Here is an 18193-nt window from a genome sequence, read left to right as displayed (position 1 = left end):
GTTCTGGCCGCCGCGTGAAGTTGTCGTCCCTAAAGCCATTCCACCGAGGGCTGTTTTGCACCAAAAATGCGGAAGAACCCGTAATTGACGCTGGCCGGACTTCGAAATTGTCGTTGCACACTCGTGCGGGGCTTCGTCGTTTTGAACGGTATTTTGAACGGTATAGACGGGCGAAGCGCTTGGAAGCGTGGCGATGCGCCCTGAAGCGCAAGGACCGTCAGCCCGTGCGGGCGGCTCGTCACCGGCTGTCCTTCTCCCGTGCCCGCCGCCAATCCGCCGCTGCCTCGACACTGATTCGGGTTCTGTTGCAGCGTTTGCGCCGGGGCGGGGATAGGGTAAAACCCAGCCCTTTTCGGCGGCTGGGGTGAGACGGCGATGCGCAGCGGGAAGAGCCCGTTCAAGGGCCGGCAGTTCACGGCGGAGGTGATCCTGTGGGCGGTGCGCTGGTACCTGCAGTTTCCAATCAGCTACCGCGACCTGGAACTGATGCTGGCCGACCGCGGTGTGGCGGTCGATCACACGACCCTTTTCCGCTGGATCCAGGCCTACGCGCCGGAACTGGACAAGCGGCTGCGCCCGCATCTGCGCCTGACCACCGGCTCCTGGCGGGTGGATGAAACCTATGTGAAGGTGAAGGGGCGGTGGATGTACCTGTACAGCGCCGTCGATGCCCGCGGGCAGACGATCGACTTCCGGCTCAGCGCCAAGCGCGACGCCGCGGCCGCCCGGCGCTTCTTCCGCAAGGCGCTGAAGCAGGCCCATACCGTCACCCCGCGCACCCTCACGGTGGATAAGAATGCCGCCTACCCGAGCGCGGCCAAGACGATGAAGAAGAACGGCGAACTATGGCGCTTGGCCAAGCTGCGCCAAGTGAAGTATCTCAACAACATCGTTGAACAGGATCACCGCCGCATCAAGCGGCTGGTCCGGCCGGGGCTCGGGTTCAAGAGCTTCCACACGGCGCGCCGGACGATCGCCGGCTACGAGATCCTGGCGATGGTGCGCAAGGGGCAGGTTGCCGCCATCCCCGCCAACGACATGCCCACCCAGGCGGCCTTCATCGCCAGTCTGTTCGGGATTGCCGCCTGACGGTGGTGGCGTCGCGACTTTCCGCGTCTACCCTCAAACTTTGCAACAGAACCCAGAATGCCGGCAACAGCCGGCGCAAGAGCCGCATCGAAAAAGACCAAGCCGAAGACAGGGACAAGGCCCCGATCTTGGGACAGCCCCGGCGCCATTGCAAGGACTCCGCGGGGGCGAGCGGCCGATGTGAACAGCCGTACACATCGGACTTGGGCGGTATTGCATTCGCCCCGACTCCCTGTGCCTTTAGGCAAAATCCAATGGACCGGACCCGGCGCGGGCGGCGGCCTGGGCGGTGAATAGAGGCTGGTGTGGCGATGTTCAGGATCGGCGGAACTGGTAGCGAGGCCGGCAAGTCGGTTGCCGTCGACGGCAGCGGGAACACCTACGTCACCGGCTATTTCATGGGCACGGCGGATTTCGACCCCGGCGCCGGCACCGCCAACCTGACCAGCAGCCCCGGCACCTATGATGTGTTCGTCGCCAAGTACGACAGCAGCGGCAACTACGTCTGGGCCAAGAAGGCGGGCGGCGCCAGCAACGACTTCGCTACCGACATTGCGGTGGACGGTTCGGGCAACACTTACGTCACCGGAAATTTCCAGGGCACGGTGGATTTCGACCCCGGCGCGGGCGTCGCCAACCTGACCAGCGCCAGTGGCGTCTCCTCCGATGCGTTCATCGTGAAGTACGACGGCAGCGGCAACTATGTCTGGGCCAGGAACCTGGGCGGGGCGTCCAGCGATTATGGCGTCGACGTTGCGGTGGACGGCTCGGGCAACAGCTACGTCACCGGGTATTTCCAGGGCACCGCGGACTTCGACCCCGGCACCGGCACCGCGAACCTGACCAGCATCGGCGGCAACGACGTGTTCGTCGCCAAGTATAACGGCAGTGGCGACTATGTCTGGGCCCAGAACCTGGGCGGCACGTCCGGCGACCAGGGCAGCGGCGTTGTGGTGGATGCGTCGGGCAACACCTACGTCACCGGAAATTTCCAGGGCACGGTGGATTTCGACCCCGGCACGGGCGTCGCCAATCTGACCAGCGGCAACGGCACCATCGATGCGTTCGTCGCCAAGTACGATGGCAGCGGCAACTATGTCTGGGCTCTGGACCTGGGAGGGAACGGCTACGAGTACGGCAACCGTGTGGCGGTGGACGGCTCGGGCAACAGCTACGTCACCGGGTACTTTTACGGCACGTCGGACTTCGACCCCGGCACCGGCAGCGCCAACCTGACCAGCAGCGGCGGCAGCAACGACGCGTTCATCGCCAAGTACGACAGCACCGGCGGCTATCTGTGGGCGCACAGCCTGGGAAGCGGGGGCATCGACAACGGATACGGCGTTGCGGTGGACAGCTCGGGCAACAGCTACGTCACCGGAAGCTTCTCGGGCACGGTGGACTTCGACCCCGGCACCGGCAGCGCCAACCTGACCAGCAACGGCTACAACGACGACGCGTTCATCGCCAAGTACGACAGCACCGGCGGCTACCTCTGGGCTCACAAGTTCGGCGGCACGTCCGCCGACGCCGGCCTGGGGGTGACGGTCGACGGCTCGGGCAACAGCTACGTCATCGGGACGTTCCAGGGCACGGCCATCCTCGACTCTACCGCTACGGCCAGCCTGACCAGCGCCGGCAACGGCGATGTGTTCGTGCTGTCGCTGTCGTCCGATGGAAGCCTGATCTCGGTTGGACCGGTGACGCCGACCGGGCTGGGGCTGGCCACCGCGTCGAACAGCGGCTCGACCTCCGACACGATCACCAAGGTCACCACGCCGAACATCACCGGCACGGCCGCCGCCGCGGCCACGATCGTGCTGTACGACAGCAACGGCACCACCGCGCTGGGCACGGCCATCGCCGACGGTTCGGGCAAGTGGACGGTCACCAGCGCCTCGCTGAGCGACGGCGCCCACACCCTGACGGCCATGGCGGTCAGCAACAGCGCCACGTCCACGGCCTCGTCCGCGCTGACGGTGACCATCGACACCGCGGTGAGCGCGCCCACCGGGCTGGACCTGACGGACGCGTCGGACGACGGCGCCTCGGCCACCGACAACGTCACCAGCGTCACCAGCCCCGTGTTCACCGGCACGGTGGGCGAGGCCGCGACCGTGGTGCTGTACGACGGCGTCACCGCCGTGGGCACCGCCAGCCCGTCCGGCGCCGGGGCGTGGACGATCACGTCCTCCTCGCTGGGCAGCGGCGCCCGCACCATGAGCGCGGTGGCGGTCGATACGGCCGGCAACACCTCGACCGCGTCGGGTCAGCTGGTGCTCTCCATCGGCGCCGCGACGTCGAAGAACGTCTATCTGTCCGGTATCGGCAGCAGCAGTTCCGACGCAGGGCGCTCCATCGCGGTGGACGGCAGCGGCAACAGCTACGTCACCGGCTATTTCCAGGGCACGGTGGATTTCGATCCCGGCGCCGGGACCGCGAACCTGACCAGCGCCGGCAGCGACTACGACGTGTTCGTCGCCAAGTACGACAGCACCGGCGGCTATCTCTGGGCCAAGACTTCGGGCGGCACCCTGACCGATCAGGGCGCCGGCATCGTGGTGGATGGCTCGGGCAACAGCTACGTCACCGGGTACTTCCAGGGCACGGTGGACTTCGACCCCGGCATCGGCACCGCCAACCTGACCAGCGGCAGCGGCAGCAACGACCTGTTCATCGCCAAGTACGACGGCACCGGCGGCTATGTCTGGGCGCGGAGCGTGGGCAGCGATTCCGCGGAGCGGGCCTACGACGTGGCGGTGGACGGTTCCGGCAACGTCTCCGTCACCGGTTACTTCTACGGTACGGTGGACTTCGATCCCGGCACCGGCATCGTCAACCGGACCAGCGCCGGCGGCAGCGATCTGTTCGTCGCGCGGTACGACGGCACCGGCGGCTATCTCTGGGCCAACACGCTGGGCGGCAGCACGTCCACCGACCAGGGCAACGCCGTGGCGGTGGACGGCAGCGGCAACACCTACGTCACCGGCTGTTTCCTCGGTACGGTGGACTTCGATCCCGGCGCCGGCGTCAACAACCTGACGAGCGCCTCCAGCAGTGACGTGTTCGTCGCCAAGTACGACAGCACCGGCGGCTACGTCTGGGCCAGGAGCCTGGGCGGCCAGTATTCCGACCAAGCCAACGGCGTGGCGGTGGACAGCTCCGGCAACACCTACGTCACGGGCTATTTTACCGGCACGGTGGACTTCGACCCCGGCACCGGCGTCACCAACCTGACCAGCGTCTCCGGCGGGCAGGACGTCTTCATCGCCAAGTACGACAGCACCGGCGGCTATCTCTGGGCCAGGAGCCTGGGCGATGCGTCCGCCGACCAGGGCAACGATTTGGCGGTGGACAGCTCGGGCAACAGCTACGTCACCGGCTATTTCTCGGGCACGGTGGATTTCGACCCCGGCGCCGGCGTCGCCAACCTGACCAGCGCCGGCAGCGACGACGTGTTCGTCGCTAAGTACGACAGCACCGGCGGCTATGTCTGGGCCCACCGCCTGAGCAACGCCTCCACCAGCCAGCGTTCCAGCATCGCGGTGGACGGTTCGGGCACCGCTTACGTCACCGGAGCGTTCCAAGGCACGGCCGTCCTGGACTCCGGCGCCGGCACGGCCAGCCTGACCAGCGCCGGAGGCAGCGACCTGTTCGTGCTGCGGCTGTCGTCCAGCGGCGCCCTGCTCTCCGTCTTCACCTCGCCTTCGGCGCCGGGCGGGCTGGGGCTGGAGAGCGGGTCGAACAGCGGCTCGACCTCCGACACGATCACCAAGATCACCTCGCCGGGCATTTCCGGCACGGCCGGCGCAGCGGCCGGCGTCGTGCTCTACGACAGCAACGGCACCACCGCGCTGGGCACCGCCACCGCGGACGTTCTGGGCCGCTGGACGATCACCAGCGCCTCGCTGAGCGACGGCGCCCACACCCTGACGGCGAAGGCCGTCAACGGCACCGCCACCTCCTCCGCCTCGTCCTCGCTGACGGTGACCATCGACGCGGCGGCGAGCGCGCCCACGGGGCTGGTGCTCTCCAGCGGTTCCGACACCGGGACCACCGGCGACAACCTGACCCGCACCACCAGCCCGGCGTTCACCGGCACGGTGGGAGAGGCCGGGACGGTCGTGCTGTACGACGGCGGCACCGCGGTGGGCACGGCCAGCGCGGCGGGGGCCGGGGCGTGGACCATCACGTCCTCGTCGCTGAGCGACGGGGCGCACACGCTGACCGCGCAGATCAGCGACACGGCCGGCAACACGTCGACGGCATCGGGCGCGTTGACCGTGACCATCGACACCGTCGTGCCGACCCTGGTGTCCCGCTCGCCCACGAACGGCGGCACGGGCGTGGCGGTGGGGAGCAATCTGGTCCTGACCTTCTCGGAAACCGTGCTGGGCAGCGGCTCGGTCGACATCCGGCGGGTCAGCGGCGGCCAGTTGGCGGAATCGGTGGCGTTCGGCGGCGGGAGCACCGTGTCGAACAGCCAGGTCACCGTCGATCCGACCGCGAACCTCGACAGTTCGACCGCGTACTATGTGGAGATCGCCTCCGGCGTCATCACCGACGCCGCCGGCAACAGCTACGCCGGCCTGAGCGGCAGCAGCGCCTACACCTTCACCACCGCGGCGGCAACGACGACGACTTCCACGGACAGCGGCGGCGATTCCGGTTCGTCGGGTTCGTCCACGACCACCACGCAGACGTTGGACGGCATCACCGTCGAGGAAGTCAAGCAGACCCGATCGGACGGCACGGTCACGCAGACCTTGACCGTGCCCGTCGTGTCCAGCACGCGCCGGGACGAAGACGCCACCACCACGAACGCCGACATTCCCCTGGTGAAGGCGTCGGGAACCGGCGAAGTGCTGCTCGAAGCCCACCTGCCGGTCGGCGTGGGATTGCAGATCGAGGCCGTCACCTCGACCCAGACCACCGGCACGGCGGGGCTGCTTCAGGCCATCCAGGGCCGCACTGAGGGCAAGCCCGACGACATGAACGCCATGACCGGCGTCGGCGGCGGGTTCCTGGGCGCGCTGCCCCGGAACGCGACGCTGACGGTGCGCACGATCACGCCCTTCGTGGCGGACACCAGCGCACGGCCCGACCTGCCGATCATCATCACCGGCCAGACGAGCGCTCCGTCGGTCGGGGGCAACGCAAGCACGAGCCTCCAGCAGGAAGCCGTGGTCATCGACGGGCGCAACCTGCCGAGAGGGACCTCCGTCGAACTCCGCAACGTGGAGTTTGCCGCCGTGATCGGCGCCGTCCGGGTGACCGGCGGCGACGGCTCGCAGGTGGTGGTGGGCGACAGCGAGGACCAGTACATCGTGCTGGGCGCCGACGACGACACGCTGCGCGGCGGTGGCGGCAACGACTATGTCGGGTCCGAAGCAGGCAACGACGTGCTGTACGGCGACGACGGCAACGACACGGTGCGCGGCGGCGGAGACGACGACACCTGCACCGGCGGCGAGGGCAACGACGTGCTGCTCGGCAACACCGGGGCGGACGTGCTGCTCGGGAACCGGGGGGCCGACACGCTGTTCGGCGGGCGCGGCGACGACCGCCTGTTCGGGGGGCGGGACTCCGACACGCTGTACGGCAACGACGACGCCGACTTCCTGGAAGGAGACGATGGAGACGACCTGTTGCTGGGCAATTCCGGGAACGACGTGCTGCTCGGCAACAGCGGGGCCGACACCCTGTTCGGCGGCCTGGGCAGCGACACGCTGTTTAACGGCCGGGGCGATGACCTCGCCTACGGCGACGACGGGGATGACCGCCTGTTCGGAGACATCGGCAACGACACGCTGAGCGGCGGTGCCGGCGCGGATACCTTCGTATTCCGGCTTGGCGACGGCATGGACGTCATCCGCGATTTCAGTGCCGCGGAAGGCGACCGTATCGGTCTGGCGGACGGGTTGGCGTCGTACACGGTGAGTGCAAACGACGCCGGGGACGCTGTGATCGCCTTCAGCGAACAGGACCGCGTGACGCTCACGGGTGTGCGTGCGAGCGACGTAAACAGCGGGTGGTTCGTGACGGTCACCGGGCGCTGACCCGGTGACATCCTTATGCAATCATGAGGGGAATAACGTAGTAACGCATCGCGCCGGTGCCTGTGGACGTCACCGCCGCGCAGGTCATGCCCAGCAAAAGTCTCAAAGCCAGACAGTCATCGCACCTCGTCCGCACGCACGGTCTCATGCTATCTGACGGTTTATCATGCCGTTCCATCGAACCAATGCCGGATTCCGCACGCGATGCACCACAGGACAGCGCGCGATTCCCGCTCGGTGCATCGCCGGGAGGCCACATCGGTGAGAACGGGACACGCCGCGCCGCCGGCCGGGCCGGACGCCGCCGGCTGGCATCGGGCGGTGGAGCACTGGCGGACCGGGGCGCACGCGCACGCCGCCCGTGAGCTGACCCGGCTTCTCGCCATTGCCCCGGCCAACGCCGACGCGCTCGGCCTGCTCGGCCTCGCCCGGCTGGGAAGCGGCCTGCGGTCACCCGCCCGCCAGCTTTTGCAGCGCGCTCTCCGCCTCGACCCGACCGACGCGGCCAATTGGGCGAACCTCGCCACCCTGCTGAAGGCCGAGGATCCCCAGGCCGCCCGGCGCAGCTTCCAACGCGCGCTGGCCTGCGACCCGGCGCTGGCCGAGGCGATGTTCGGCTGCGCCAACCTGTTTCGCTCCCAGGGGGACGTGGAGGGTGGTACGGCCCTGTATGCGCGGGCCGTCGCCTGCCGGCCGGACTTTGCCGAGGCGCACGAGGCCCACGCCCACGCCCTGCTGCTGCTCGGCCGGTTCAAGGAGGGATGGGCGGAGTACGAGTGGCGCTGGCAGGTGCCGAGCTTCCCGACCGAGCGCCACCGATTCCACCAGCCCTTTTGGACCGGGCAGCCGCTCGAAGGCCGGACGATCCTGGTCCACAGCGAGCAGGGGCTCGGAGATACGCTCCAGTTCGCCCGCTATCTGCCGCTGCTGGCGGAACGCGGTGCGACCGTCGTCTTCCAGCTCTTGGGCAGCCATCGGCCGTTGCTGCGGCTGATGGGCAGCCTGTCCGGGGTGGAGCGCGTCACGGTGCGCGGCGACAGCCAGCCGGACTTCGACCTGCATGTCCCCTTGCTCAGCCTGCCGCACCGGCTGGGCGGTGATCCGCAGCAGCTTCCGCCCTGCGTTCCCTACCTCGAACCGCCGGCCGGCGCGGCGGCCCGGTGGCGGGAGCGTCTGGCCGGGGCGCGGGGGCTGCGCGTCGGGCTGGTGTGGGCAGGGCGGCCGGAACACGCCAACGACGCGGCCCGCTCGCTCGCGCTGGAGGCGCTGGCCCCGCTGCTGGCGACACCCGGCGTGTCGTGGTTCAGTCTGCAAAAGGGACCGGCGGCGGAGGCCCTGGCGGCGCTCCCGCCGGGAACGGTCACCGATCTGGCGCCGGACCTGGATGACTTCGCCGACACTGCGGCGGCGATGCAGGCGCTCGATCTGGTGATCAGCGCCGACACGTCCCCCGCCCATCTCGCCGGTGCTCTCGGCGTTCCGGTCTGGGTGCTGCTGCCCCATTCCCCCGATTGGCGCTGGCAGCTCGGCCGGGAGGACAGCCCCTGGTACCCGACCATGCGCCTGTTCCGTCAGCCGCGGACCGGCGCATGGGAGCCGGTGATCTCCGCCGCCGCCGCGGCGCTGGGACGGCTTTCCCAAGAAGAGCGCAAGCCCCAAACCGGACCGCATTCTGCCAAACAGGCCTTCGACCGCGGCTTCGAGCACCAGTCCGCAAACCGCCTCGCCGAGGCGGAACGGTGTTACGAGCACGCCCTTGCGCTCGATCCCGCCCATGGTGAGGCCCTCCACCTGCTGGGCGTCCTGCGCCGTCAGGAGGGACACCCTGAGCGGGGCCTGCCCCTGCTCCGGTACGCCCTGCGGCTGCATCCGGACGTTCCGGTGGTCTGGCTCAACCTCGCGGGGACGCTGCGCGCGCTCGGGCGGTCGCCCGCCGGGGCCTACCGGCGCGCCCTGGCGCTCGGGCCGGGGGACGCCGAGGTGTACAACATGCTCGGCAACATCCTTTGGGCGGAAGGGAGCTTCGCCGCGGCCGAGGGTGTCTATCGCCGCGCCCTGACGCTGGCTCCCGACCATCCCGAGGCGCTGACCAACCTTGGCAACGTCTTCAATTGCCAGGGCTGGATGGACGCGGCGACCGAATGCTATGCGTCCGTGCTGGCCCGCGCGCCCCGCCACGTCAACGCACGCTTCGGCATGGCGCTGGCACGGCTGAAGGCCGGCGATCTGAAACGGGGCTGGGATTTTTACGAAGCGCGCTGGGAGACCGGGCAGATCCCGCCACTGACCTGTCCGCAGCCGCTCTGGCAGGGCGAGGATCTGACCGGCCGCACCATCCTGCTGCACGCCGAACAGGGGCACGGCGACACCTTGCAGTTCGTGCGCTACGCGCCTCTGGTGGCGCAGCGCGGCGGGCGCGTGCTGCTGCTGGTGCAGCCGGCGCTCAAGCGGCTGGCCGCCGGTCTGCCCGGCGTGGCCGGGGTGTACGCACCGGGTGACGCCATCCCGCCCTTCGACGTGCATTGCCCGCTGATGAGCCTGCCTCGGCTGTTCGGCACCACGCTGGATAGCATCCCGGCCGGCGTTCCCTATCTGCACGCCGATCCCGCCGCCGTCGCGCGTTGGGCCGGGCGCCTGCCGCCGGCGCAGGGGAAACTCCGCGTCGGGCTGGTGTGGGCGGGCGATCCACGACCGCACATGGCGGGCGCCAACGCCATCGATCGCCGCCGCAGCCTGAGCCTCGACCAGCTGGCGCCGCTGTTCGCGGTGGAGGGCGTCACCTTCGTCAGCTTGCAGTTCGGCGAGCGGCGGGCCGAGCTGACCAATGCCCCCGGTCCCATCCACGATCCCATGGGGGAGGTGAGCGATTTCGCCGACACCGCGGCGCTGGTCGCCACGCTGGATCTGGTCATCACCGTCGACACCTCGATGTGTCACCTTGTCGGGGCGCTGGGCAAGCCGGTGTGGGTGCTGTCGCGCTTCGACGGGTGCTGGCGCTGGCTGACGGAGCGCGACGACAGCCCGTGGTACCCGACCTTGCGCCTGTTCCGGCAAGGCGCGCCGGGCGCATGGGGGCCGGTCATCGACGCCGTCGCCTCGACGCTGCGCCGGCAGGTGGCGCCTCCCGTCGAGACGCTGTTCGAGCAGGCCTTCGAGCGGCTGAACGCCCGTCAGGCCACGCAGTCTGCGACGCTGCTGCGCCGGGTGTTGGCGGTCGATCCGCGGCACGCCGACGCCCTTCACCTGCTCGGCGTGGCCGCGCTCCAGGTGGGGCAGCGCACAGTGGCGGAAGCGTGGATCGGCCGGGCGCTGCGGCTCTGCCCGGACCGTTCGGTGTACTGGTACAACATGGCCGTGGTTCAGCGCGACCTCGGCCGCTTCGATACGGCGTTGGCCTGCCATCAGACGGTGGCGGTGATCGAACCGGGACGGGCGGAGGTGTTGAACCTGCTGGGCGGCGCCCAGTGGACCGCCGGCCGGTTCGCCGCCGCCGAGGCTTCCTGCCGCCGGGCGCTCGTGCTGGCGCCCGGAAACGCTGATGCCCGCGCCAACCTCGCCGCGACCCACTTTGCCCAGGGGCGTCTGGCCCAGGCGGTGACAACCTTCCGCACCGCCCTGGCGGTCTGGCCCAGCCACGTGAGCGCCCGCTACGGCCTTTCCCTGGCCTATCTGAAGGCGGGCGATCTCAAGCGGGGATGGGACCTGTTCGAGACGCGCTGGGAAACCGGGCAGCAGTCGCGACATCCTTTCCGCGGGCCGCAGTGGCAGGGCGAGGATCTGGACGGCCGCACCATCCTGCTTCATTTCGAGCAGGGGCTTGGCGACACCTTGCAGTTCGTGCGCTACGCGCCTCTGGTGGCGCAGCGCGGCGGGCGCGTGCTGCTGCTGGTGCAGCCGGCGCTCAAGCGGCTGGCCGCCGGTCTGCCCGGCGTGGCTGGCGTCTACGCACCGGGTGACGCCATCCCGCCCTTCGACGTGCATTGCCCGCTGATGAGCCTGCCGCGGCTCTTCGGCACCACGCTGGGCAGCATCCCGGCTGGCGTTCCCTATCTGCACGCCGATCCCGCCGCCGTCGCGCGCTGGGCCGGGCGCCTGCCGCCAGCCGATGGTCGCCTGCGCGTCGGGCTGGTGTGGGCGGGGGATGCGCGGCCGCATCAGCCGTTGGCGCACGCCACCGACCGCCGCCGCAGCCTGAGCGTCGACCAGCTGGCGCCGCTGTTCGCGGTGGAGGGCGTCACCTTCGTCAGCCTGCAGTTCGGCGAGCGGCGGGCCGAGCTGACCAATGCCCCCGGTCCGATCCACGATCCCATGGGGGAGGTGAGCGACTTCGCCGACACCGCGGCGCTGGTCGCCACGCTGGATCTGGTCATCACCGTCGACACCTCGATGTGCCATCTGGTCGGGGCGCTGGGCAAGCCGGTGTGGGTGCTGTCGCGCTTCGACGGGTGCTGGCGCTGGCTGACGAAGCGCGACGACAGCCCGTGGTACCCGACCATGCGCCTGTTCCGGCAAGGCGCGCCGGGCGCATGGGGGCCGGTCATCGACGCCGCCGCCTCGACGCTGCGCCGGCAGGTGGCGCCTCCCGTCGAGGCGCTGTTCGAGCAGGCCTTCGAGCGGCTGAACGCCCGTCAGGCCACGCAGTCTGCGACGCTGCTGCGCCGGGTGTTGGCGGTCGATCCGCGGCATGCCGATGCCCTTCACCTGCTCGGCGTGGCTGGGCTCCAGGTGGGGCAGCGCACAGTGGCGGAAGCGTGGATCGGCCGGGCGCTGCGGCTTTGCCCGGACCGTTCGGTGTACTGGTGCAACATGGCTCTGGTTCAGCGCGACTTCGGCCGCTTCGACGCGGCGCTGGCTTGCCAGCAGGCGGCGGCGGTGATCGAACCGGGACGGGCGGAGGTGTTGAACCTGCTGGACGGCGCCCAGTGGACCGCCAGCCGGTTCGCCGCCGCCGAACTCTCCCGCCGCCGGGCGCTCGTGCTGGCGCCGGGGAACGCGACCGCTCACGTGGACCGGGCGCGGCTGACGCAGGCGGTGGCGACCTTCCGCACCGCCCTGGCGGCACGGCCCAGCCATGCGGGCGCAAGCTACGACCTGGATCAAATCTACCTTGAGGCGGAGGATCTCGATCAGCCGTGGATCCCGGCCGAGGACCGCTGGGAGCCGGTGAGGCAGCTTCTGCGCGGGCCGCTCTGGCAGGGCGAGGATCTGGCCGGCCGCACCATCCTGCTTCATTTCGAGCAGGGTCTTGGCGACACCGTGCAGTTCGTGCGCTACGCGCCTCTGGTGGCGCAGCGCGGCGGGCGCGTGCTGCTGCTGGTGCAGCCGGCGCTCAAGCGGCTGGTTGCCGGTCTGCCCGGCGTGGCCGGGGTGTACGCACCGGGTGACGCCATCCCGCCCTTCGACGTGCATTGCCCGCTGATGAGCCTGCCTCGGCTGTTCGGCACCACGCTGGATAGCATCCCGGCCGGCGTTCCCTATCTGCACGCCGATCCCGCCGCCGTCGCGCGTTGGGCCGGGCGCCTGCCGCCGGCGCACGGGCGGCTACGGGTCGGGCTCGCATGGTCGGGGGGCGCACGCCATCACCAGCCGATGGCGCACGCCATCGACCATCACCAGCGCTTGCGCCCGGCTCACATAGCGCCGCTGCTCGCGGTGGAGGGCGCCATGTTCGTCAGCTTGCAGTTCGGCGGGCGGCGAGGGGAATTGGCCGGTATCGCCGGCTCCATCCACGATCCGATGGATCCGGTGACGGATTTCGCCGCCGCCGCCGCGCTGGTCGCCACGCTGGATCTGGTCATCACCGCCGCCGCCGCGATCGCCCACCTGGCGGGAGGCTTGGGCAAGCCGGTGTGGATGCTGCCGCGCTTCGACGCCAGTTCGCGCTGGCTGGCGGACCGGGAGGACAGTCCCTGGTATCCCACCCTGCGCCTGTTCTTCCAGGATGAGCCGGATTCCTGGGCTCCGGTCGTCCGGCGGGTGGCGGCATCGTTGCGTGCGCTGGCTCCCGGTCAGGGCGCTGCCGGGGAGAAGGACGGTGTGGATGCCGCCCTGGCGCGTGGTATCGCCCATCACAAGGCCGGGAACCTGTCCGCTGCCGCCGAAGCGTACCGCACCGTTCTGGAGACAGCGCCCCGGTCCGAGGATGCGCTGCACCTGCTGGGGCTGGTCGCCCTTGCTCGGGAGCAGCTTGACGACGCCGGGCGGCTGTTCGCCGAGGCGTTGCGCGTCAACGCCGCTTCGGCCATCGTCCACAACTCGCAGGCCGAGCTTCGGCGGGCTCGCGGTGACGCCGACGGGGCGGTAGCCGATTGCCGCCGGGCTCTGGCGCTTCATCCCGCCTATGCCGAAGCCCTCCTGAATTCGGCCAATCTGCAGCGTCTGCGCGGGCGTCCGGCGGACAGTTGCCGGCTTGCCGGGTGGGCCATCCGCCTGCTGCCGGGGCACGCGGCCCCGCGGCTCGCCGGCGCGCATGCCCTGTTCGACCAGGGGCATCTGGCCGCTGCGGCCGACGCTTACCGCCGCGTCCTGGCGCTCGAACCGGACCATGCGGAGGCCCACGACCATTTGGGTCGGACGCTGCGTGGCCTCGGCGCCCTGGCCGATGGCGCCGCGGCCTTCCGCCGCGCCGTGCGCCTGCGCCCCGACAACGCGGAACTCTGGCGGGGGCTGGGCGACCTCGCCCTGAAGCGCCAGCGAAACGAGGAGGCCGCCGCGTTCCACCGGAGGGCGCTGGCGCTTCAGCCCGATTTCGCGGAGGTGTTCAACAACCTCGGCAGCGGCTCGGTCGGCCGCCGCCGCTTTGGGGAGGCGAAGACCTCCTACCGCCGGGCCATCGCGTTGCAGCCCGGTTACCCCGATCCCTGGAACAATCTGGCGAGCGCGCTGTGGGAGATCGGGGAGGCGCAGGAGGCCATCGGCCACTATGAGCGGGCCGTGGCGCTCAAGCCCGACCACCCGGACGGCTACGCCAACCTCGGCTATGTCCGGCGTGCCGAGGCCCGCGGCGCCGAAGACTACGCGGTCGCCGAGACCGCCTGCCGCCGTGCGCTGGCGCTGCACTCCGGCCATGCCGCCGCCCGCAACAACCTGGGCATCGTCCAACTCGACACCTGCCGCCTGGGCGAGGCGCAGGCGACGTTCCGGCGGGTGCTGGAGCATGCCCCCGAGAACGCCGACGCCCGCTTCAACCTGTCGCTCGCCCTGCTGAAGGACGGGCGGTGGGACGAGGGGTGGCCCGAATACGAATGGCGCTGGCGCACCGGGCAACTGCCCTCGCCCAGGCTGACCTGCCCGCAATGGAAGGGTGAGCCCCTTTCGGGGCGGACCGTGCTGCTGCACGCCGAGCAGGGGCACGGTGACACGTTGCAGTTCGTGCGGTATGCCCCGCTGGTCGCCGCGCGCGGCGGGCGGGTGATCCTGGCCGTGCAGGCGGCGCTGAAGCGTCTGGTCGCGGGCATGCCCGGCGTGGATGCGGTGTACGAGCTGAACGAGCCGATCCCCGCCGGTTTCGACCTGCATTGCCCATTGCTCAGCCTGCCGTTTGCGCTGGGAACGACGGTGGACACGGTGCCTGGAGAGGTTCCCTACCTGAAGGCCGACCCGGCCGCGGTGGCGGCTTGGCGCGCGCGCCTCAGTGGGGAGCGGCGGCTCAAGGTCGGGCTGGTCTGGTCTGGCGACCCGCGGCGCCACACGCCACGCGCCAACGCCACCGACCGCCGCCGCAGCCTGACGCTGGAGGCGTTCGCCCCCCTGGCCGCAGCGCGGGACCGGGTGACCTTCTACAGCCTCCAGAAGGGCGAGCCGGCCGAACAGCTCAAGGCGCTGCCGCTCGGGCTGGAGCTTGTCGACGTCATGGACGAGGTGGGCGACTTCGCCGACACCGCGGCGCTGATCGAAGCGCTGGATCTGGTGATCTCCGTGGACACGTCGGTGTGCCACCTTGCCGGTGCGCTGGGCAAGCCGGTGTGGGTGCTGTCGCGCTTCGACGGGTGCTGGCGCTGGTTGACGGGCCGCGAGGACACGCCCTGGTATCCGACGATGCGGCTGTTCGGGCAAACCCGCCCCGGCGCGTGGGGGCCGGTCGTCGAGCGGGTCGCCGAAGAATTGGCAGCCCTTGCCCGTGGAGACGCCCGCGGAGACCAGGCGCGCGCGCTTTCGCCGCGGGCTCCGCGCATCGGGCGGTCGCGCGTCAAGCTGCGGGACTCCGGCGTCGATGTAGACCGTCTGTCGGTGTTGCTGATGTGCCGGGATTCGGAGCGTTACCTGCGCCATCTTCTGCCGGCCCTCGGCGCGCTGGAGGCGAGCTACGACTGCGCGTTCGACTACGTGTTCCTGGAGAACGGGTCCAGGGACGATACGAACCATCGGCTGCGCGCGTTCCTGGGCGGCCGGGAGGGGCGGCTGGTCACACCCGCCGACACGCCGGCGCTGGACGCGCTGCCTCGGATGGAGCGGCTGGCGCGGCTGCGCAACCAGATGATCGGCGCCGTCCGCCCGGTCGGCGGCGACTATGCGCTCCTGCTCGACGCGGACATCTATTTCGACGAGCGGGTGCTGGCCGACCTCTTCGCGCTGGCGCCGACGCGGAACAACGTCGCGATGCTGTGCGCCCACGGGCTGGACGTGGTCCCGGCGAACGGACGCTGGGCGACGGAGAACCACTATTACGACACCGCCGCCTTCGTGACCCAGAGCGGCCGCCTGCACTGGCCGCATTGCATCTTCGAGGACTGCGCGCGCTGCGCCGGGCGGGTCGAAGCCGGTGCGCGGATCGCGCGGCCGCCGCTGCTGAGCGTGCAGAGCGCGTTCGGCGGCTTGGCGCTCGTGAAGGGAAGCGCGCTCCGCGATCCGCGCGTGCGGTGGCGGACCAGCGTGCAGCATGGCCTGGAGTTGTGCGAGCACATCCATTTCTGCGACACGCTGCGGCGCACGACCGGTGCCGGCATCGCCGTCGCCTGCGAGGTGCCCGTGTACCGCGACGGCACCTCCCAGGGGCTGGGGTGAGGCCATGAGGATCGATTTCCAGCAAGATCCTTCTGGTGGACGGAATGACGGGAACGGCCGATTGCCGCGGGAGAGTCTGACGATGGCGGAGACGATGGATTCCGGGCCTCGAACGGACGCCCTTGCGGTGTCCGCATTCCTGAATGCGGCGACCGCCCTGATCGCACGGGAGAAGCAGGCCGGCCGCTTTCCGTCCATCTGGTCGTCCTGCAAACCCATCGTCCTCAAACTCGCCAGGATCGCGCGGGGGATGATGGAGGATCGCTCCGGCAGCGCTCTGGACCTGCTGCTGGCGACGGCCGGGACGTGCGACGACTGGCTTTTCAAAGCGGCGGCGTGCCACGTCGCGCTGGAGGAGGGGCGGCGGGATCTGGCGCTTCCGCTCGCGGAGGCCGCCACGCTCGACATGCACATCGATCTGTACGCCCAGGAACTCTGGCTGCGCAGCCGGGACGAGGAGGCGTCCGATTCCAGTCTGGCGGCCATCGACGAGGATCTGCGGGGGCGCTTCTGCGACCGGCCTTTCAAATGGATGGAGTTCACCGCCGACACGACCAAGGTCTGCTGCGGCTCCTGGCTGCCGGTCGCCATCGGCTCGGCGCCTTCGAAACCGGAGGAGGTGTGGAACGGGGCCGTCGCGCAGGAACTTCGGCGGTCCATCCTGGACGGCAGTTTCCGGTATTGCAGCCGGGTGCACTGCCCCTGGATCGCCAAGAAATCCCTGCCCCGCCGGGAGGAGGTGGACCTTGACCAATACGCGCTGGTCATGCCGCCGCCCACCGCTCTCAACCTGTGTTATGACCCGTCCTGCAACCTGTCGTGTCCGTCCTGCCGCACGCGGATCTTCGCGGCCGGGAAACCGCAGCAGGAATCCTTCGGCGCGTATTACGAGACAGCCGTGGCGCCACTCATCCCTACGGCGGAGACGGTCAACATCACCGGTTCGGGCGATCCGTTCTCAAGCCGCCATTACCGCCAGCTCCTCAAGCACCTCAGCGCCATGGACGGCCTCCGGATCGACATTCAGACCAACGGCGTCCTCTTCGACGACCGCGCCTGGGATGACCTGTCGCTGAACGGAAAGGTCCGGCGGATCTGGGTGTCCTTGGACGCGGCCAAGGCGGAGACCTACAAGAAGGTGCGCCGGGATGGTGATTTCGAACGTGCCAAACGAAACATCCGCGCCATCGTGCAAAACCGGCAGGCACGCGGGATTGAGTTCATCGGGCTGGATTTCGTTGTTCAGGAAGACAACGTAAATGAGATGCTGGACTTTGTGTGTCTTGGTGTCGAGCTTGGTGTGGATTCGGTTCGTTTCAACATGATCCGCAATTGGTGGACTTTTTCCGGCAGTGAGTTTGCTGATAAGTTCGTTGGATCGAAAAGTCACCCAAACTACACTCAGTTCCTTGCCGCTCTCGCTGCCCCGATGTTTCTCCATCCAATCGTGGATACTGGGAACCTTTCCTGTTTTGGGCCTTGCTCATCGACGATCGCAGGGGAGCGTGACCGGAATGTTTTGCACACGTGATCGAAGCTTGGCGTTGAGTCCTCCACACGGCGGCGGTCGTTCTTGCCGCGACTCCGAAGAAGCGCCCCTTTCGGTTCACGGGGGCGTGGAAGCCGATCTGCCCCACACCTCCTCGGCAGGCGCGCCTGAAATTTGAACCTGCGGCATGCCGCATCAACGGCTGGAGGGTAGGGGAACCGCTACCTCCCAGTTCTCAGTTTCATCACTTATAGGACGCCATCCGGATCAACGACTTAGCCCCGCCCTCGTGCGGGGCTTTGTCGTTTTGAGCGGTATCTTGAACGTTATAGACGGGCGAAGCGCTCGGAAGCGTGGCGATGCGTCCTGAAGCGCAAGGACCGTCAGGTCGTGCGGTTGGGCTATCGGCGGCTGTCCTTCTCTCGTGCCCGACACGGCTGTCCGGTTAAGTTTTGTGGACGAGGCGCAGGGCATTGATTCTACTCGTGTCCAGACGTTGGCGCGTCTCCCGGACACGAAAACGGAGTCAACACCGTGCGTCACCACAATAGCG

General features: G+C 69.2%; 4 protein-coding genes. All 4 read left to right on the top strand.

The window, feature by feature from the left end; all coding sequences use genetic code 11:
- Positions 1-375: 375 nt before the first annotated feature.
- The 4 genes from ACSVDD_RS29340 (at position 376) to ACSVDD_RS29325 (ending at position 17682) form a co-directional block, all read left to right on the top strand.
- Positions 376-1089, top strand: a complete 714-nt coding sequence (locus ACSVDD_RS29340) for an IS6 family transposase (RefSeq protein WP_448192962.1) — start codon at positions 376-378, stop codon at positions 1087-1089.
- A 311-nt stretch (positions 1090-1400) separates the two neighbouring features.
- Entirely contained in the window at positions 1401-7148 is a 5748-nt protein-coding gene (locus ACSVDD_RS29335; RefSeq protein WP_448192963.1) for an SBBP repeat-containing protein, read from the top strand.
- 261 nt (positions 7149-7409) lie between these two features.
- Complete coding sequence (locus ACSVDD_RS29330; RefSeq protein WP_448192961.1) at positions 7410-16151, top strand: tetratricopeptide repeat protein; 8742 nt, start codon at positions 7410-7412, stop codon at positions 16149-16151.
- Between the two features lie 82 nt (positions 16152-16233).
- On the top strand, positions 16234-17682 hold the full coding sequence (locus ACSVDD_RS29325) for a radical SAM/SPASM domain-containing protein (protein ID WP_448192960.1): 1449 nt from the start codon (positions 16234-16236) through the stop codon (positions 17680-17682).
- The last annotated feature ends 511 nt before the right edge of the window (positions 17683-18193 follow it).

It is taken from the genome of Azospirillum terrae (genome assembly GCF_053470425.1).
The sequence above is the reverse complement of the archived record's forward strand: the minus strand, read 5'-3'. Positions and strand labels throughout refer to the sequence as shown.

What these genes read in the sequence shown, in the direction of transcription:
- ACSVDD_RS29340 (WP_448192962.1), top strand. Translation starts at nt 376, where the DNA reads ATGCGCAGCGGGAAGAGCCCGTTCAAGGGCCGGCAGTTCACGGCGGAG.
- ACSVDD_RS29325 (WP_448192960.1), top strand. Translation starts at nt 16,234, where the DNA reads ATGGCGGAGACGATGGATTCCGGGCCTCGAACGGACGCCCTTGCGGTG.
- ACSVDD_RS29335 (WP_448192963.1), top strand. Translation starts at nt 1,401, where the DNA reads ATGTTCAGGATCGGCGGAACTGGTAGCGAGGCCGGCAAGTCGGTTGCC.